The organism is Acidimicrobiia bacterium (assembly GCA_035651955.1).
Lineage (GTDB): Bacteria > Actinomycetota > Acidimicrobiia > IMCC26256 > JAMXLJ01 > JAMXLJ01.
Genome location: DASRES010000024.1, coordinates 63,949 through 80,738, shown reverse-complemented (window position 1 = coordinate 80,738; position 16,790 = coordinate 63,949). Strand labels below are relative to the sequence as shown.

The following is a 16,790-nucleotide window of genomic DNA, read 5'->3' as shown; positions in this document are numbered from 1 at the left end:
CATGGCGAAACCGAACCGGGGCAAGAAGTACCAGCGTGGCCGGGCCCGGGCCCGCGCCCGCCGGCCGCCCCGGCGGACCGGGTCGAGCTTCTGGATCGTCGCGGTCGCGGCCGTCGTCGTGCTCGGCGTCGGTGCGGTCGTCGCGCAGGTCGCGTCGAACAAGGGCGCGAACGGGGGCGGCGGCGCGGGCCTGAAGATCGGGGACCACTGGCACGCCGCCCTGGGCGTGAACGTGTGCGGCACGTGGCTGCCGAACCCGCCGGAGACGCCACGCGACTCGCAGGGCCTGATCGTGCGGCACGGCACCGACGTCTACGCCGGCATCCACACCCACGGTGACGGGCTCATCCACTTCGAGCCGCAGACGTCCGACGACGCCGGCGCGAGCGCGACCGTCGGGCGCTTCTTCAAGTACAACGGCTGGAGCCTGTCCGAGACGAGCTTCACGTTCGACAAGGGCGTGAAGAAGTCGAACGGCGACACGTGCCCCGCGGCGAACGGCAAGCCGGCCGCGAAGGGGACCGTCCAGTGGGCCGTCAACGGGAAGGCGCGCACCGGCAACCCGGCCAGCTACACCCCGCACAACAACGACCGGATCGTGATCGCGTTCCTCCCGCCGGGCATCTCCATCACCTCGCTCGGTGACCCGCCGTCGACGTCGAACCTGCCGGCCGCGAACAACATCGAGAGCCCGAACCAGATCCCGGCGGGCACCGCGACGGTGCCGTCGAGCACACCGGCCGCGAGCACACCGGCCGCGAGCACGCCCACCACCGCGCCGGCGACGACCGCGAAGCCGTGAAGGCGATCGTCCTCGTCGGTGGGGAGGGGACGCGGCTCCGGCCGCTGACGTACCACACGCCGAAGCCGCTCCTGCCGATCGTCAACGTCCCGTTCCTGGAGCGCCAGCTGTCCTGGCTGGCCGGGCACGGCGTCGACGAGGTCGTGCTGTCGCTCGGCTACCTGCCCGAGGCGTTCGAGCGTCACTTCGCGTCCGGTCGCTTCGGCGCCATGCGGGTCCGGTGGGTCGTCGAGCGTGAGCCGCTCGGCACCGCGGGCGGCATCCGGTTCGCGGCCGACGGCATCGACGAGCGCGTGGTCGTCTGCAACGGCGACGTGCTCACCGACCTCGACCTCACCGCGCTCGTCCGCTTCCACGACGAGCGCGCGGCCGAGGCGACGATCGCGCTGACGCGCGTCGACGACCCGTCCGCGTTCGGCGTCGTGCCGACGCGCGACGACGGCGAGGTGGTCGCGTTCGTCGAGAAGCCGCCGCCCGGCAAGGCCCCGACGAACTGGATCAACGCCGGCACCTACGTGCTCGAGCCGAGCGTGCTCGCGCGCATCCCGTCGCGGCTGACGGTGTCGATCGAGCGCGAGACGTTCCCGCGCATGCTCGACATGCCGCGCCGGCTGTTCGCGCAGCACAGCGACGCGTACTGGATCGACATCGGCACGCCACGCAAGTACTTCGAGGCCCATGCCGACGTGCTCGCAGGGCGTGTCGGCCTGCCGCCCGCGCCGGGCGCGGTCGAGCGCGCGGCGGCCGTCTGGGTGCAGGGCGACGCGGCCCTCGACCGCGACGCGCGCGTGCGCGGCCCGGTGCTCGTCGGCGACGGCGCGTCGATCGGCGCGGGTGCCGATGTCGCCGAGTCGGTGCTCGGCCCGCGAGCGGTCGTGGAGCCGGGCGCGCGCGTGCTGCGCTCCGTCTTGCTCGACGGCGCGCGGGTGGAGCGCGACGAGAAGATCGTCGACACGGTCGTCGGACGCGACGCCCGGCTCGACTGCGCCTGACACCATCCGGCCCACCGAGCGTGTCGACGCGCCCGCGGGTCGTGCCCGGGACGGGTCGCGTGCGCAAGTAGTGTCGCCGCCCGTGCCGAACGAGAGAGGATGGCCACGATGAGGACGCTCGTCACCGGCGGCGCGGGGTTCATCGGCTCCACCCTGGTCGACCGGCTGCTCGCAGAGGGCCACGAGGTCGACGTCGTCGACGACCTCTCGACCGGCAACCTCGCGAACCTCGCGGACGCGCGTGCCGACCGCAACCGGCGGTTCTCGTTCCATCGGCTCGACATCCGCTCGCCCGCGGTCACCGAACTCGTCGAGATGCGACAGCCCGAGGTCGTGTTCCACCTCGCGGCGCAGGCCGACGTGCGCGTGTCCGTCGCGAAGCCCGCGTTCGACGCCGAGGTGAACATCATCGGGTCGCTCAACGTCTTCCAGGGCGCGATCGCCGCGAAGACCCGCAAGGTGGTGTTCGCGGGCTCGGGCGGCACGCTGTACGGCACGCCCGAGGAGATCCCGGTCAAGGAGGGACATCCGCAGCGTCCCGAGTCACCGTACGGCGTGTCGAAGAAGGCTGGGGGCGACTACCTCCACTACTACCGGGAGATCCACGGCCTCGAGTTCACGGTGTGTGCGCTCGCGAACGTGTACGGGCCGCGCCAGGACCCGCACGGCGAGGCGGGCGTGGTGTCGATCTTCGCGGGGAAGCTCCTCGAGAAGGAGCGTCCCGTCATCTTCGGCGACGGTCGGCAGACGCGTGACTTCGTCTTCGTCGACGACGTCGTCGACGCGTTCGTGCGCGCCGCCGACAAGGGCGGCGGCCTGATCCTGAACGTCGGGACCGGGGTCGAGACGAGCGTGCAGCAGCTCTACGACACGATGGCCCGGGCGACCGGGTACAAGGAGCCCGCGCAGTACATGCCCGCACGTGCGGGCGAGCTCCAGCGCAGCGCGCTCGACCCCACGCGTGCGGGCATCCACCTCGGGTGGAAGCCGTGGACGACGCTCGACGAAGGCGTCGGGCGCACGCTGGACTACTTCCGCGACAAGTCGCGCCGCTGATCGTTCGACGGACGCGAGCGTCCGTCAGCGGAACAGGTCCTCCGACGGGTGGCGGACGAGCTCGCGCACGGACGAGTCCCGCAACCACGAGGGGTCGAGGCCGCGCACGACCGCGGCCGCGACACGACTCGCCTTTCCCATGACGAGCTCGGCCGCGCCTGCGATCTCGTCCGCGACCGCGACCTCCGTGACGTGGAGCTCCCGCCCGTTCGCGTCGCGCGCGCCGCGCAGGTCCATGACCGCCGCGATGCCCGCGACGCCGATCGCGACGTCCGTCAGCCCGGTTCGCCACGCGCGGCCGAACGTGTCGGACACGACGACCGCGACGTCCACGCCGGCACGCGCCCGCACGCCGTCGCGGATGCGTCGCGCGGACCGGTCGGCGTCCGCAGGCAGGAGCGCCGCGAACCCGTCGGCGACGTTCGACAGGTCGACGCCCGCGTTCGCGCAGACGAACCCGTGCGGCGTCTCGCTGATGATGAGGTCACCGCGCCGGCGCAGGACGCGCACCGACTCGGACTCGACGAGCGCGCGCCGAGCGACGAGGTCGTCGGGGTCGAGCGGGACGATCCGGCCCTCCGCCTTCGACACCACCTTCTGCGTCACGACGACGCAGTCGCCGTCGTGCAGCGGCGTCTCCTGCGCGGCCGCGGCGTCGACGAGCAGCGCCGACAGCGTGTCGCCCGCCGTGACCTCGGGCATCCCCTCGACGGGGATGATCGTGAGTGGGCGCACGACGCCGGGCGCGGGAGCGGTCAGGCGACCGCGTCGAGCGCGTCGCGCGCGAGCGCGGCGGCGACGCGCGCGTCCGTCATCAGCGTGTCGGCGACGACGGCGCGGACGTCGAGCGCGTCGACCTCGCCCGCGCGCTGCGCGTCACCGGAGTCGATCACCAACGTCGCGCAGAAGTCCGCGTAGGCGCGCGCGACGCCGACGCACGAGACCTCGATCCCGAGCGGGTCCATGAGCCGGTCGGCCGGGCCCTTGACCGGTGCACCCGCAATGATCGGGCTGACGCCGACGACCCGGTCGCGTCGCGCCTGCAGCGCGTCGCGCACGCCCGGCACGGCGAGGATCGGCCCGATCGAGATGACCGGGTTCGACGGGCACACGAGCACGGTCTCCGCCCGTGCGATCGCGTCGAGCACACCGGGCGCGGGACGGCAGACGTCGGCGCCCTCGAAGCGGACCGCGACGACCGGCGGCTCGGCGCGCTCGCGCACGAACCACTCCTGCATCCGCAGCTCGCGGGTCGATCCGTCGTCGGTCCGGACAGTGATGCGCGTGGAGACCGCGTCGTCGGTCATCGGGACGAGCCGAGGACCGACCCCCCATGCACGCGCGATCTCCGCGGTGACGGTGCTCAACGTCGCGCCCGCGTGCAGTCGCTCCGTCCGGTACAGGTGCGTCGCGAGGTCGCGGTCGCCGAGCCGGAACCACGTCGGCGCGCCGTAGCGGCCGAGCGCGTCGATGCACGCGAACGTCTCGCCCGCGAGGCCCCAGCCCTGCTCGGGGTGCTCCGCGCCCGCCAGCGTGTACGTGACGCTGTCGAGATCGGGGCTCACGTGCAGGCCGTGGAACGTGTCGTCGTCGGCGGTGTTGACGACCACGACGACGTCCTCAGGGGCGACGACCCGCACGAGGCCCCGCAGGAACCGGGCCGCGCCCACTCCACCCGCCAGTGCCACGAGCATCCGCCGAGCGTAGCGATCGGCGTTCGCACGCGTTCGTGCCGACGGGTCGCCGGCTCGCGACTCGGACGCTCGCCGCTCGGGCGCGACGATGCCGCCCGGGGGGACGGGCGGCATCGACGTCGGTGTTGCGGTCTGTCAGTTCGCGGACGCGCTCGCGCGCTGGAACCGGTACGCGCCCTGCTGGACGACGCGGACGACGCGGTCGGGCAGCGTCTGCAGCTGGCCGGCCCACGGCTCGACGCGGTTGCGCAGCTCGCTCACGACCGGCTCGAACTGACCGGCGAGCGGCTCGACCCGCTGGCGGAGCTCGGTGACGACCGGCTCGACGAGCTGGACGACGTCCGCGCCCGCGCTCGCGGCCCGGTCACGCGCGTCGCGTGCCTGCGCCTCGACGAACCGGCGCGCGTCGCGTGCCTGCCCCTCGACCGCACGACGGGCTTCGCGCGCCTGGCTCTCGATGCGCGCGGTCGTCTCGCGCCGGCGGACCTGCGCCTGCTGGAACGTGACGACCCCGATCCCGACGGTGACGTACGCGGCGTCCTGGAGCGTCTTGCGGATGTCCATGGCGACCTCCCTAGGTCCCGGAACGCCGGGCGCGGCAGCGGTGCCGCGAGCATTCCCGGGCATTCGGTGCTAACAACTGTACGCGCAGGCGTATAACAGTTGCAAGCACTCGTGACAGCTGTCACGAGCAGCACCCCTGTATGCTTCCCCTCCGAGCCGATGTCGCGCGCCCAGCCTCCCGCCGACGGGCCCACGCTCCTCGCCCCCGCCGGGCCGGTCGAGCCGGTTCCCGTGCCGCCGCCCGTCGTGGCGGTCGTCGTCACCCACGACCCCGGTCCCTGGCTCGAGGAGACGCTGCGGACCCTGGTCGCCTCCGACTACCCGAGCCTGGCGATCTTCGTGGTCGACGCCGGCTCGAGTCGGGACCCGACGCCGCGCATCGCGGCCGTCGCCCCCCGGGCCTTCGTCCGCCGGCTCCCCGAGCCGGTGAGCTTCGCCGCCGCCGCCAACGAGGCGCTGGCCGCCGTCGAGGGCGCGACGTTCCTGCTGGTGTGCCACGACGACGTCGTGCTCGACCGCCCGGCGGTCCGCGTCATGGTCGAGGAGGCGTTCCGGTCGAACGCCGCGATCGTCGGTCCCAAGCTCGTGCGCGACGACGACCCCGAGATCCTCCTCGAGGTCGGTCTGCTCGTGGACCGCTTCGGGGTCTCGTTCTCCGGGATCGAGCCGGGCGAGGTCGACCAGGAGCAGCACGACACGGTGCGGGACGTCTTCTACGTGCCCAGTGCCGCGATGCTCGTGCGCGCCGACTTGTTCCACGAGCTCGGCGGGTTCGACGCCGCGTCGTCGCCCGGAGGGGAGGACCTCGACCTGTGCTGGCGCGCACTGCTCGTCGGCGCGCGCGTCATGGTCGCACCCGACGCGCGTGTCCGGCATCGCCGCACCGCGAACGAGCAGGAGGAGACGCCCCGCGCCGGCGGACGGCTGCGCGCGAGGCATCGCGTCCGCACCGTGCTGAAGTGCTACTCGCGGCTCACGCTCGCGTGGGTCGTGCCGCTCGGCGTCGTGCTCGCGCTCCTCGAAGGCGTGCTGCTGGCGCTCAGCGGGCGCGCCGATCGCGCGCGCGCCGGCGTCGGCGCGTGGTCCTGGAACCTGTGTCGCCTCCGTGACGTGCGACGCGCGCGTCGTGTCGTGCAGGCGACGAGAACGGTGCCCGACTCCGACCTGCGCTCGCTGCAGGTGCGGGGGAGCGCGCAACTTCGCCGCGCGGTGACCGGACGAGTCAACGCGGAGGACACGCTGCGCTCGCTCGGCGAGACGGGTCGCAACGTCGTCGGGGTCGCGCGCACGAGCATGCGTCAGCCGCTCGCAATCGGCGTCCTCGCGTTCCTGTTCCTCGTGCTGGTCGGCTCCCGCTCGTTCCTCGCGCACGGTGTGCCCGGCGTCGGGTCGTTCCTGCGCTGGCCGGGCCTCGGCAACCTGTCGCGCGCGTACGGCACGGCGTGGCGGTCCGTCGGGCTCGGGTCGCCTGCGCCCGCGTCGCCTGCTCTGGCGATGATGGCCGCGCTCGGGACCGTGCTCGTCGGCGCGACGGGCCTCGCGCACACCGTGCTCGTCGTAGGTGCGCTGCCCCTCGGGGCCCTCGGCGCCGCGCGACTGACGCGTCGCTTCACGGACGACCCGCTCGCGCGGTTTGCCGCCGCGGTCGCGTACGGCGTGAACCCCGTCGTCCGGAACGATCTCGCCACCGGCCGGCTCGGTCCGCTCGTGGTGTTCGCGCTCGCGCCGTTCGTCGTCGGCGTGATCGTGCGGCTCGGCTGGGACGACCGTCCGCGTCGCGCGACGATCCGCGCGCTCGTCGGCGTCTCGATGCTCGTGGCGGTCGTCACCGCCTTCTTCCCCGCCGGGCTCGCGTTCCCGATCGCAGTCGGTGTCGCGCTCCTGGCCGCCTCGCCGCTCGTCGGCGGGGCACGATCTGCGGCACGCGCGCTCGGCTACGCGTGTGTCGCGACCGCGGGTGCGCTCGTGCTCCTCGTGCCGTGGTCGGTCTCGCAGCTCGCGTCGCGCGACGGTGTCGCGTGGGGCGCGCAGTTCCGGCCCGTCCTCACGTTGGCCGACGTGCTCGCGTTCCGGACCGGGCCCGCCGGCGCCGGCGTCGGCGGATGGGCACTACTCGTCGCGGCGTCGCTCGCGCTCGTCGCCGGGACGGGCGAGCGACTCGCCTGGGCCGCGCGCGCGTGGGTGCTCGCGATGCTCGGCTTCGCGCTCGTCTGGATCCCGTCACGGTTCGCGACCGGGACCCACGTCCCCGCGCCCGAAGGCGCGCTCGTGCTCGCCGCGGTCGGCATCTCCCTGGCGATCGGGCTCGCGGTCGCGGCGTTCTCGCACGACCTGCACACGTTCCGGTTCGGGTGGCGACAGGTCGCGAGCGTCGTCGGCACGGTCGCGCTCGCGCTCCCCGTCCTCGGGTTCGTGGCCGACGCGGGCAGCGGTTCGTGGCACGCGCCGACGAGCGACTGGGCTGCGTCGCTGTCGTGGATGTCCGCCGACAGCGGCGGCGGCTTCCGTCTGCTCGTGATCGGGGACGCGAGCGTGCTGCCAGGCGACGCCGTCCCGCACGGCGAGACCGCGTACACGCTCGTCGGTGACGGTGTCATGGACGCGCGCGAGCTCTGGCCGCCGGCGCCGCGGTCGGGCCGTCTCGTCGGCGACGCCGTGGGCCTGGCCGCGGCGGACCGCACGAGCCGGCTCGGTCACCTGCTCGCGCCCATGGGCGTCCGCTACATCGCGGTCGTCGACCGGCCCGGTCCGTCGTCGGGCCGGCGTGTCCCGGTTCCCGGCGCCGTGGTACACGGGCTCGACGCGCAGCTCGACCTCGCGCGTCTCCGCGACGAAGGCACCGTTAGGCTGTACGAGAACGCGGCGTGGTTCCCGGTGCAGGCGTCGGCGGGTGGCACGACGACGGCCGCGCTCCGCGCATCGGATCCCGTCCAGGCCGGCCTGCGCGTCGAGCTGCAGGGCGCGCGCGCCGCCGCCGACGGCACCCGTGTCGAGCCGGGCGCGCTGCTTCTCGCGCAGACGTACGACGCGCGCTGGAAGGCGACGGCCGGCGGTCGCGCGCTGCCGCACCGCGAGACGTTCGGTTGGGCGAACGGCTGGGACGTCGCACATCCGGGCCGCGTCGACACCCACTTCACCGGTCAAGCGGTCCGCGACCTCCAGATCGCGCTCGAGGTGCTGCTGTGGAGCGGGGCGGTCGTCGCGCTGTGGATGCTGCGTGGCGACCGCCGCCGCGGCGCACGACGCCGAGCCGTGACGGTCACGGTCGAAGGGGCGTCCGTGGAGCCCGAGGTCGTGGTGCCGGCATGACGCGGCACGAGCACCGTGTCTCGCGCGTGCCGATCCTCGTCCTCGTCGTCGTCCTGCTCGTCGTGGCGGCCGCGTTCGGTTCGGCACACCGCGGGACGTCGACGACCGACGCGCGCGCCCGGGAGCTCCAGCTCGCCGCGACGTCGATGCCGGCGCCGAGCTCGCTGTCCGCGGCGTGGTACTGCGCGGCGGGCACCGTCGCGGCCGCGACGGCCGAGGACGAGACGATCGTCGTGTCCGACGTCGGGACCGCGCCCGTGCACGCCGAGGTCGAGGTGATGAGCGGCGGCCCGGGCCTCGCCGGGACGTCCGCGTTCGACGTCCAACCGGGCCAGGAGCGGCGCGTCCTCGTCAGCTCGATCGCGGCGGTGGCGAGCCCGGGAGTCGTGGTGGAGGTCTTCGGCGGCGACGCCGCGGTCGAGCACATCGTCGTGCGCGGGACGTACGCCGCGATCACACCATGTGCGCGGTCCGCCTCCTCGACGTGGTACCTGCCGGCCGGGACGACGGCCGGTGCGCAGCAGTGGCTGTCGCTGTTCGACCCGTTCGGCGACGACGCGATCGTCGACGTCACGTTCCTCACCGACGGTGGTCCACAGGCGCCCGACCCGTTGCAGGGTCTGGTCGTGCCGCGCCGCTCGAAGCTCCTCGTGCCGGTGCACGACGACGTCGCGAAGCAGAACCTCGTGGCCACCATCGTCCACGCGCGAACCGGGCGCGTCGTGGCCGAGCAGTCGCTCCTCTTCGACGGGAGCGCGAACCGCGCCGGTCTCACGCTCGCGCTCGGCGCGCCGGCCGTCGCGACGCGCTGGACGTTCCCGGAGGGCACGCCGGCAGGAGCGCGCGGCTCGCTCGTCGTCGCGAACCCGGGCGCGTCGGGAGCACACGTCCGGATCGCGGTCGACCTCGACGGCCAGGCGAAGCTGTCGCCCGAGACGATCACGGTCGGCGCGCAGTCCGTCGTGAGCGTCGACCTGCTCGCGCACGTCCCGTCCGGTACGGGGTTCTCCGTCCGGGTCCAGTCCGACGTTCCGGTCAGCGTAGGGCAGCTCGCGTTCGGTGCCGCGAACAGCGCGACCACCGTGACGCCGTCCGCGGTCACCGCCGACCGGTGGGTCTTCGCCGTCGGTCGCGTGAACGACGGGTGGGCCGACGTGCTGTCGGTCGTGAACCCGTCGAACCGCACGCTGCACGTCCGTGTGCTCGCGCCCGGCCCGGGTGGCGTGACGTCGGTGACCGGCGACCCGGTCGCCGTGCCGGCCGGCGCGCGCGTCACCGTCAACCTGGGCGCGCGTGGTGTCGCGCTGCGTGCTCCGCTGACGGTCGAGGGTGACGTCCCGTTCGTGGCCGAGCGCGTCGACGCGCACGCGCCCGCGCTCACCGCCTCGCTCGGGATCCCGGATCTGTCGTGAGCGCACGTCCCGGTACGCTCGGGCAGCGATGACCGTCCGCATCGTCGTCGCGGTCGTGCTGCTCGCCGCGGCGTGCGCGATCGCGTGGCACCTCAACCGGCGCCGTCCCGCCCCGCCGACGCGTGACGCGTACCCGATCCCACGTCAGCTCGACCGCGCCGACTTCCCGCGTCCCGATGCGGCGTGGCTGGTCGTGCTGTTCTCGTCGGCGACGTGCGAGAGCTGCGCGCGGATGGCGCCGAAGGTCGCGGTGCTCGAGTCGGACGCAGTCGCGACGTGCGACATCGAGTACGGCGCGCACACGGACCTCCACGCGCGCTACGAGATCTCGGGCGTGCCGATGGTGCTCGTCGTGGACCACGCGGGGGTCGTGCACCACGGCTTCGTCGGACCGACGAGCGCGACCGACCTGTGGGCCGCGGTCGCCGAGGCGCGCGAGCCGGGGTCGACGCCCGAACCGGATCTCGGCGTCCTGTAGAGCGCCGGCGCGGCCGGGCCCCCCCTACTCGCCGGTGCGGGAGCGGGCCGGCGGCAGCGGCGCGACGACGTCGCCGCCGTTGCCCGTCCCGTCGACACGCGGCGTGCTCTCCGGCGGCGGAGGCACCTCGACCTCCTCGCCCTCCGCGGTCGTCGTGACGCGCGGGCCCCCGGCCTTGCGGCCCGCGGCCTCGTCCACCAGCCGCCCGACCTCCGCGCCGTCGAGCGTCTCCTTCTCGAGCAACGCGCGCGCGACGGCCTCGAGCCCTTCGCGGTGCTCCGCGAGCACCTTGCGGGCGCGGTCCTCCTCCTCGCGCAGGATGCGCTCGACCTCCTCGTCGATCACGCGCGCGGTCTCGTCGGAGTAGTCGCGGGTGTGGACGAGGTCCTCACCGAGGAACACCGCGCCTTGCGAGCCCCACGCCATCGGGCCGATGCGGTCCGACATGCCCCACTCACGCACCATCTTGCGGGCGAGCTCCGTGCAGCCGACGAGGTCGTTCTGCGCGCCCGTCGACAGGTGCCCGTAGACGATCTCCTCGGCGATGCGCCCACCGAGGCGCACGACGAGCGAGTCGGTGATGTACTCCTTCTTGTAGATGTGGCGCTCCTCGATCGGCAGCTGCTGCGTCACACCGAGCGCCATGCCGGTCGGGAGGATCGTCACCTTGTGCACGGGGTCCGCGTGCTCGAGCACGTACGCCAGCACCGCGTGACCGCCCTCGTGGTAGGAGACGACCTCCTTCTCCTCGTCGGTCAGCGCCATCGACTCGCGCTTGAGGCCCATGATCACGCGGTCACGCGCGGCCTCGAAGTCCTCCGCGTAGATCTCCTTCGCGCCGCGCCGTACGGCGAACAGCGCGGCCTCGTTCACGAGGTTGGCGAGATCCGCGCCGCTCATGCCCGGCGTGCCGCGCGCCACGATGTCGATGTCGACGTCGGGCGCGATCCGCTTGTCGCGGAAGTGCACCTTCAGGATGTCGACGCGCTCCTCCTGCGTCGGCAGGGGCACCATGATCTGGCGGTCGAAGCGGCCCGGCCGCAGCAACGCGGGGTCGAGCACGTCGGGGCGGTTGGTCGCCGCCATCATGACGATGCCCTCCGACGCCTCGAACCCGTCCATCTCGGCGAGCATCTGGTTCAGCGTCTGCTCGCGCTCGTCGTGGCCGCCGCCGAGCCCCGCGCCGCGCTTGCGGCCGATCGAGTCGATCTCGTCGACGAAGATGATCGCGGGGGACTGCTTGCGCGCGGTCTGGAAGAGGTCGCGCACGCGTGCCGCGCCGACACCGACGAACATCTCCATGAAGTCGGAGCCGGTGACCGACACGAACGGCACGCCCGCCTCACCGGCGACCGCGCGCGCGATGAGCGTCTTGCCGGTACCGGGCGGACCGACGAGCAGGACGCCCTTCGGGATGCGCGCGCCGATCTCCTTGAACTTCCCCGGGTTCTTGAGGAAGTCGACGACCTCGGCGATCTCCTCCTTCACCGCGGTGTAGCCGGCGACGTCCTGGAACGTCGTCTTCGGCTTCTCGGTGGAGTAGACCTTCGCCCGGCTCCGGCCGATGTTCATGATCGCGCCCATCTGTCCCTGGGCCCTCCGGTTCATCCACACGAAGAGCAGGATCAGGAGACCGATCGGCAGCAGGTAGATCGCCAGCGTCGCCAGGATGTTCGAGCCCTGGTGGACGTACTTGACGGTCCCGCCGCCGTCCTTGATCGCGCTGACCACGCTGTCGGGCAGGCCCGTGTCCGGACCGTCCGTCGTGAACTCGGTCTTGCCGTCCTGCGGGGTCTTGAACGTCCCCGTGATGTTGCCGTTCGACTTGTCGACCTGGACGCTCTTGACGTTGCCTGCCTGCGCCGCGGTCGTGAACTCCGTGTAGTTGAGGCTCGCCTTGCTCGTGCCCGACGTGCGGAGGTTGCTGAACGCGAGCACCGCGATGACGGCCGCGATCACGAGCCAGGGGAGCCACCGCGTCCACTGCTGCGAGCCGTTCGGCGGCGTGCCCGACGGCCGCGGCGTGCGACGTGGCTGCAGCGGATCGTTCGGGCGGCGGCTCATGGGGGCGGGACGGCCTCCTCGGGTGGGAACGGGCGGGCCCCGTCGCACCCATGGTAGGGCGGACCCGGTACCCGGCTGGTCCCGCGCACCACGCCCACGACGGAGGACGCGAACTGGAGTCGCCGCGTCCAACGACCGTCCGTGCACGATTTGTTCCCCGCCGCTCGGTCCGCGACGCACGACGCGGTCGGTCTCGAGGTCCCCGTGCCGGCGCGCGTCGCGCACTATGTTCCCGCGCCGTGCCGATCCGGTCCGCCACGACCCGCTTGTGCGCGCGGCCGGAGTGCGCCCGCGCCGCCAGCGCGTCGCTCACGTACCACTACGCCTCGAGCTCCGTCTGGGTCGAGGAGCTCGCGGCCGAGCGCGACCCGTCGCGTTACGACCTGTGCGACCTGCACAGCGCGCGCGTGCAGGTTCCGCACGGCTGGCACCTCGTCGACCGCCGACTTCCCTGAGCGAATCCCGCGACGGGTTCGCCGCGACGTTCGTCGGTACCCTCGGCGTCCGTGGCCGTCGACCGCCGCCCGCCGCCTCCCGTCCCCGGCGGGACGGTCCTGCGCTGGGGCATCCCGGACTTCGGCATCGCGTGGATCGCGGGCGTCATCGTGGGTGCGATCGCGGCCGCGCCGTTCGCACCGGCGGCCGGCGCGCCGAAGCGTGACGACGTCGCGTCGACGGTCGTCGCGCTGTTCGTCCAGTCGTTCGTGTCGCTCGGCGTCGCGTGGTGGATCAGCAACGCGAAGGGCCGGCGGTCCCTCACGACGGACTTCGGGTTCCGCTGGGACTGGCGCGACTCGGGCTGGGTCGTCGGCGGCGTCGTCCTCGCGTACCTCGCGGCCGCCGCGCTGTACCCGTTGAACCAGCTCCTGCCGTCGAACAGCGGGCAGGCCGTCGTCGACACCTTCAAGGCGAGCACCGGTGGCGAGACGGCCTTGTTCGTGATCGGCGTGCTGCTGGTCGCGCCGACGGTCGAGGAGCTCCTCTTCCGCGGGATGCTCCTGCGCGGGCTGCTGCGTCGCATCCCGCCCGGTTCGGCAGTCACGGTGTCCGCCCTCGTGTTCGCGGTCGTGCACCCGTTGCTCGACCCGTCGCTCGGGACGGTCGTCGCCGTCCCGGCGCTCTTCGCGCTCGGGCTGCTCTCGGGCTACGAGGCAGTCCGGACCGGCGGCCTCTCGCGGTCGATCGCGCTGCACGCCGGCTTCAACCTGCTGACCGTCGTCTCGGTCCTGACGAGCCGCTGACCTGCACCGTTCGCGTGGTCGCGCTCGCTGCTCGCCGGGATACCCGGCTCGCGGCCGCTCGCCGCTCCGGCGCCCAAATCATCCCCGGATCATCCTCAAGCCGCGAGCCGGCGACCGCCGATCCCCGGTGTGGGACGGACGACGGGGAGGTCGACGCGATGCGTTGCGCGAGGTGTGCGAAGGGGAGCCTGGTCGAGATCCGGATGCGGGTCGGCGAGGCGGATCTGGTGTTCCGCCGCTGCGGCAAGTGCGAGGCCCAGGGTTGGGAGAGCGCCGAGGGGCACGTCTCCCTCCAGCGGGTCCTCGACCTCGCGCGAGTCCCTCGCTGAGAGACGGCGCGAGTCCCTCGCTGAGCCCGCGAGTCCCTCGCCGACGCCGGCACGGCCGGTGCGCTCGTCCCCCCGGATGCATCGGCGACGACGTGTCCTGGAGCCACCGTCCGCGGTGGCGACGGGTGGCCCACAAGACCGGCCACCCGGTCTCGCGACCAGGAGACGCCAACGCCGGCACGGCGACGGCATCCAGGAGGTGCGGTCCGACGGGGCCGCACCTCCTGTCGCGTCCGGCTCCGCGCGCGTGCGCGTTCCTGCAGCCGGAACGCGCAGGCGGGCTGCAAGGATGGCGGGTGTGAGCCCCCCGCCGGCGTCCTCCGAGCCGGAGGCGGACGCAGAGCCCGCACCGCATCCTGTCGCGCCCGCGACCGCCGCGCCCGCGGCCGCCGCCGGGGAGCTGGACGCCCGCGAGCCGGAATCCGAGCGCGCCCGGACGCTCCGGCTGGTCGAGCGGATCCTGACGTTCGCGATCGTCGCCGCATGCGTCGTGTACGTGCTGTGGCAGCAGCGGCCCGACCTGCTGCTGCGCAACACGACGCCGAACGGCGGCGACATGGGCGCGCACGTGTGGTGGCCGGCGTACGTCCGCGACAACCTGCTGCCGCACCTCCGCGTCGCCGGCTGGGCGCCCGACTGGTACGCGGGCTTCCCGGTCGGTCAGTTCTACTTCCCGCTGCCCGCGCTGGCGATCATCGTCCTGAACGTCGTCCTGCCGTACAACGTCGCGTTCAAGCTCGTGACGGCGCTCGGGCCCGTCCTGCTGCCCGTCGCCGCGTACGCGTTCGTCCGCTCGATCCGTGCGCCTCGCATCGCGGCGCCACTGGCATCGGTTGCGAGCGTCGTCCTCATCTTCTTCAAAGGCGATCCGCGGCTGCACCCGGCGAGCAAGACGGCCGCGTTCGACCAGCACATCATGGGGCTCACGCTGGCGAGCAACCTCGCGGGCGAGTTCTCGTTCGGCATCGCCGTTGCGCTCGGGCTGTTCGCGCTCGCCGCGCTCGCACGCGCGCTCGACAATCGGATCGGACGGAACGGCAAGCGCGCCAACTTCGCCCTGCCCGCGGCGCTCATCGCCGCGACCGTGCTCAGCCACCTCGTCGTGGGCATCTTCGTCGCGGTCGGCGCGCTGATCGTCTGGCTCGCATACCGACCGGCGGTCAACCTGCGCGTCATGGTCGCGATCGCCGGCGTCGCCGGTGCGCTGACCGCGTTCTGGTCGCTGCCGCTCGTCGCGACCCTGCGCTACACGACGAACATGAACTACGAGCGGCTCGACCAGTACGCGCTCTTCCTCTTCCCGCGCTACTTCTGGTGGGTCTTCGCGCTCGGCGTCGTCGCGATCGTCATCGGCGTCGTGCGGATGCGCCGGTCCACGTTCATCGTGCTGGCGATGACGGTCGCGTTCGGTCTGGTCTTCCGGTTCTGGCCCCAGTCGCACGCCTGGAACCTGCGGTTCCTGCCCTTCTGGTACCTGGGCCTGTTCCTCCTCGCGGCGCTCGGCGCAGCAGAGATCCTCCTCGCGCTCGCGACGTTCGCGACCCGGGCGATCGCGCCGCCGCGCCCGCGCATCACGCCGATCGTCGCCGTTGGCCTCGTCGCGGTGACCGCGCTCGCCGCGCTCGTGCGGGTGCAGCAGACGCGCGGGTTCCTGCCGTTCTGGGCCGAGTGGAACTACACGGGCTACCAGCAGACGACGGGGAAGGCGGGCAAGGCGTACCCCGAGTTCCGGAAGCTGGTCGACACGATGGACGCGCTGCCGCCCGGGCGTGCGACGTGGGAGGGCGGGAGCGCGATCGACCGCTACGGCACCCCGCTCGCGCTCGAGCTGCTGCCGTACTTCACGCACGGGCGCATCGACTCGATGGAGGGCCTCTACTTCGAGTCGTCCGCGACGACGCCGTACCACTTCGTCGCCGTCTCCGCGCTGTCCGGTCCGGGCAACGCGTCGAACCCGGTGCGCGGGCTCGAGTACAAGTCGATCGCCGACTTCCGCCTCGGGGTGCAGTACCTGCGCGTCCTGGGCGTCCGCTACTACATGGCGTACTCCACCGAGGCGAAGGCGGCCGCCGACGCCGACACGACGGACCTCCGGCGGGTCGCGACGGTCCCCGATCTCGACAACAGGCTGCCGCTCGGCTGGAGCATCTACGAGGTGCGCGACGCGCCGCTCGTCCAGGGGCTCGCGTACCAGCCCGTCGTCGCGACGAACCCCAAGCGGGGGACGACCGCGCAGTGCTACGGGACTGCGCCGCAGGCCGGCACCCCGGCAGTGCACCTCGACCCGTGGGAGTGCCTCGCGGCGGGCTGGTTCGACCAGGCGACGAACCTCGACCGCCCGCTCGCCGCGGACGGGCCGTCGTCGTGGCGGCGGGCGCCCGCGGCCGTCGCCGACACCACCGCGCTCGGCCGGCCGCTCCCGCACGTCACGGTCACGAACGTCCGCACGACGAACAGCTCCGTGCACTTCCACGTCTCGCGCACGGGCGTACCGGTCGTCGTGAAGGTCTCCTACTTCCCCAACTGGAAGGCGACCGGCGCGTCGGGTCCGTGGCGGCTCACACCGAACCTCATGGTGGTCGTCCCGACGAGCCACGACGTCTCGCTGCACTACACGCGCACGGGCGTCGAGTGGGTGGGGATCGTCGTCACGCTCCTCGGGCTCGCCGCCCTCGCGCTCCTGGCCCGCTGGCACCCGGAGCCCGTCGTCCCGGTGTTCGTCGCCCGCCTGCGCCGTCGCCGGAGTGGCGACGGCGGCGGCGCCGACGGCCCCGGCGAACTGCGCGAAAGCGGCGAAACCCCTTCGACAGGGTGGGTACATTGATGGGTCCCCACGCACAGGAGCGTGC

13 protein-coding genes are annotated in these 16,790 nt (G+C 73.1%); 9 read left to right on the top strand and 4 right to left on the bottom strand.

The annotated features are described in order from the left end of the window. Window position 1 precedes the first annotated feature (1 nt). The 3 genes from VFC33_06480 to VFC33_06470 all read left to right on the top strand — a co-directional run bounded on the left by VFC33_06480 (window position 2) and on the right by VFC33_06470 (window position 2,850). Window positions 2–802, top strand: a complete 801-nt coding sequence (locus VFC33_06480) for a hypothetical protein (protein HZR12882.1) — start codon at window positions 2–4, stop codon at window positions 800–802. Further along, window positions 799–1,794, top strand: a complete 996-nt coding sequence (locus VFC33_06475; protein HZR12881.1) for an NDP-sugar synthase — start codon at window positions 799–801, stop codon at window positions 1,792–1,794. The genes VFC33_06480 and VFC33_06475 overlap by 4 nt, the downstream gene beginning before the upstream one ends. Window positions 1,795–1,902: 108 nt before the next feature. Next, window positions 1,903–2,850 (top strand): GDP-mannose 4,6-dehydratase, encoded by a 948-nt coding sequence (locus tag VFC33_06470; GenBank protein HZR12880.1) that lies wholly within the window; start codon window positions 1,903–1,905, stop codon window positions 2,848–2,850. A 24-nt stretch (window positions 2,851–2,874) separates the two neighbouring features. Here the strand turns inward: VFC33_06470 and cofE are convergent, their stop codons facing one another. The 3 genes from cofE to VFC33_06455 form a co-directional block, all read right to left on the bottom strand. Further along, entirely contained in the window at window positions 2,875–3,585 is a 711-nt protein-coding gene (cofE, locus tag VFC33_06465; protein ID HZR12879.1) for a coenzyme F420-0:L-glutamate ligase, read from the bottom strand. Between the two features lie 20 nt (window positions 3,586–3,605). Beyond that, window positions 3,606–4,544 carry a 2-phospho-L-lactate transferase gene (cofD, locus tag VFC33_06460; protein ID HZR12878.1) on the bottom strand — a complete coding sequence of 313 codons (939 nt, stop codon included), beginning with the start codon at window positions 4,542–4,544 and terminating at the stop codon, window positions 3,606–3,608. A gap of 135 nt (window positions 4,545–4,679) precedes the next feature. Then, window positions 4,680–5,108, bottom strand: coding sequence for a hypothetical protein (locus VFC33_06455; GenBank protein HZR12877.1), 429 nt, complete (start codon window positions 5,106–5,108; stop codon window positions 4,680–4,682). 159 nt (window positions 5,109–5,267) lie between these two features. Here VFC33_06455 and VFC33_06450 point away from each other — a divergent pair, with 159 nt between their 5' ends. From VFC33_06450 to VFC33_06440, 3 genes are read left to right on the top strand one after another with little or no spacing between them, the layout of a single operon-like run. Beyond that, window positions 5,268–8,417, top strand: coding sequence for a glycosyltransferase (locus tag VFC33_06450; protein ID HZR12876.1), 3,150 nt, complete (start codon window positions 5,268–5,270; stop codon window positions 8,415–8,417). Next, window positions 8,414–9,829 (top strand): DUF5719 family protein, encoded by a 1,416-nt coding sequence (locus VFC33_06445; protein HZR12875.1) that lies wholly within the window; start codon window positions 8,414–8,416, stop codon window positions 9,827–9,829. Before VFC33_06450 ends, VFC33_06445 begins: the two co-directional genes overlap by 4 nt. 28 nt (window positions 9,830–9,857) lie before the next feature. Beyond that, on the top strand, window positions 9,858–10,307 hold the full coding sequence (locus VFC33_06440) for a thioredoxin family protein (GenBank protein HZR12874.1): 450 nt from the start codon (window positions 9,858–9,860) through the stop codon (window positions 10,305–10,307). A gap of 24 nt (window positions 10,308–10,331) precedes the next feature. On the opposite strand, the gene ftsH is transcribed toward VFC33_06440, so the two are convergent. Beyond that, window positions 10,332–12,371, bottom strand: coding sequence for an ATP-dependent zinc metalloprotease FtsH (ftsH, locus tag VFC33_06435; protein ID HZR12873.1), 2,040 nt, complete (start codon window positions 12,369–12,371; stop codon window positions 10,332–10,334). Between the two features lie 239 nt (window positions 12,372–12,610). On the opposite strand from ftsH, the gene VFC33_06430 reads away from it, so the two are divergent. The 3 genes from VFC33_06430 to VFC33_06420 all read left to right on the top strand — a co-directional run bounded on the left by VFC33_06430 (window position 12,611) and on the right by VFC33_06420 (window position 16,765). Then, a complete protein-coding gene (locus VFC33_06430) occupies window positions 12,611–12,826 on the top strand; it encodes a DUF3499 family protein (protein ID HZR12872.1) in 216 nt (71 codons plus the stop codon). A gap of 51 nt (window positions 12,827–12,877) precedes the next feature. Continuing rightward, complete coding sequence (locus VFC33_06425) at window positions 12,878–13,612, top strand: CPBP family intramembrane glutamic endopeptidase (protein ID HZR12871.1); 735 nt, start codon at window positions 12,878–12,880, stop codon at window positions 13,610–13,612. Between the two features lie 627 nt (window positions 13,613–14,239). Continuing rightward, a complete protein-coding gene (locus VFC33_06420) occupies window positions 14,240–16,765 on the top strand; it encodes a hypothetical protein (GenBank protein HZR12870.1) in 2,526 nt (841 codons plus the stop codon). Window positions 16,766–16,790: the final 25 nt, after the last annotated feature.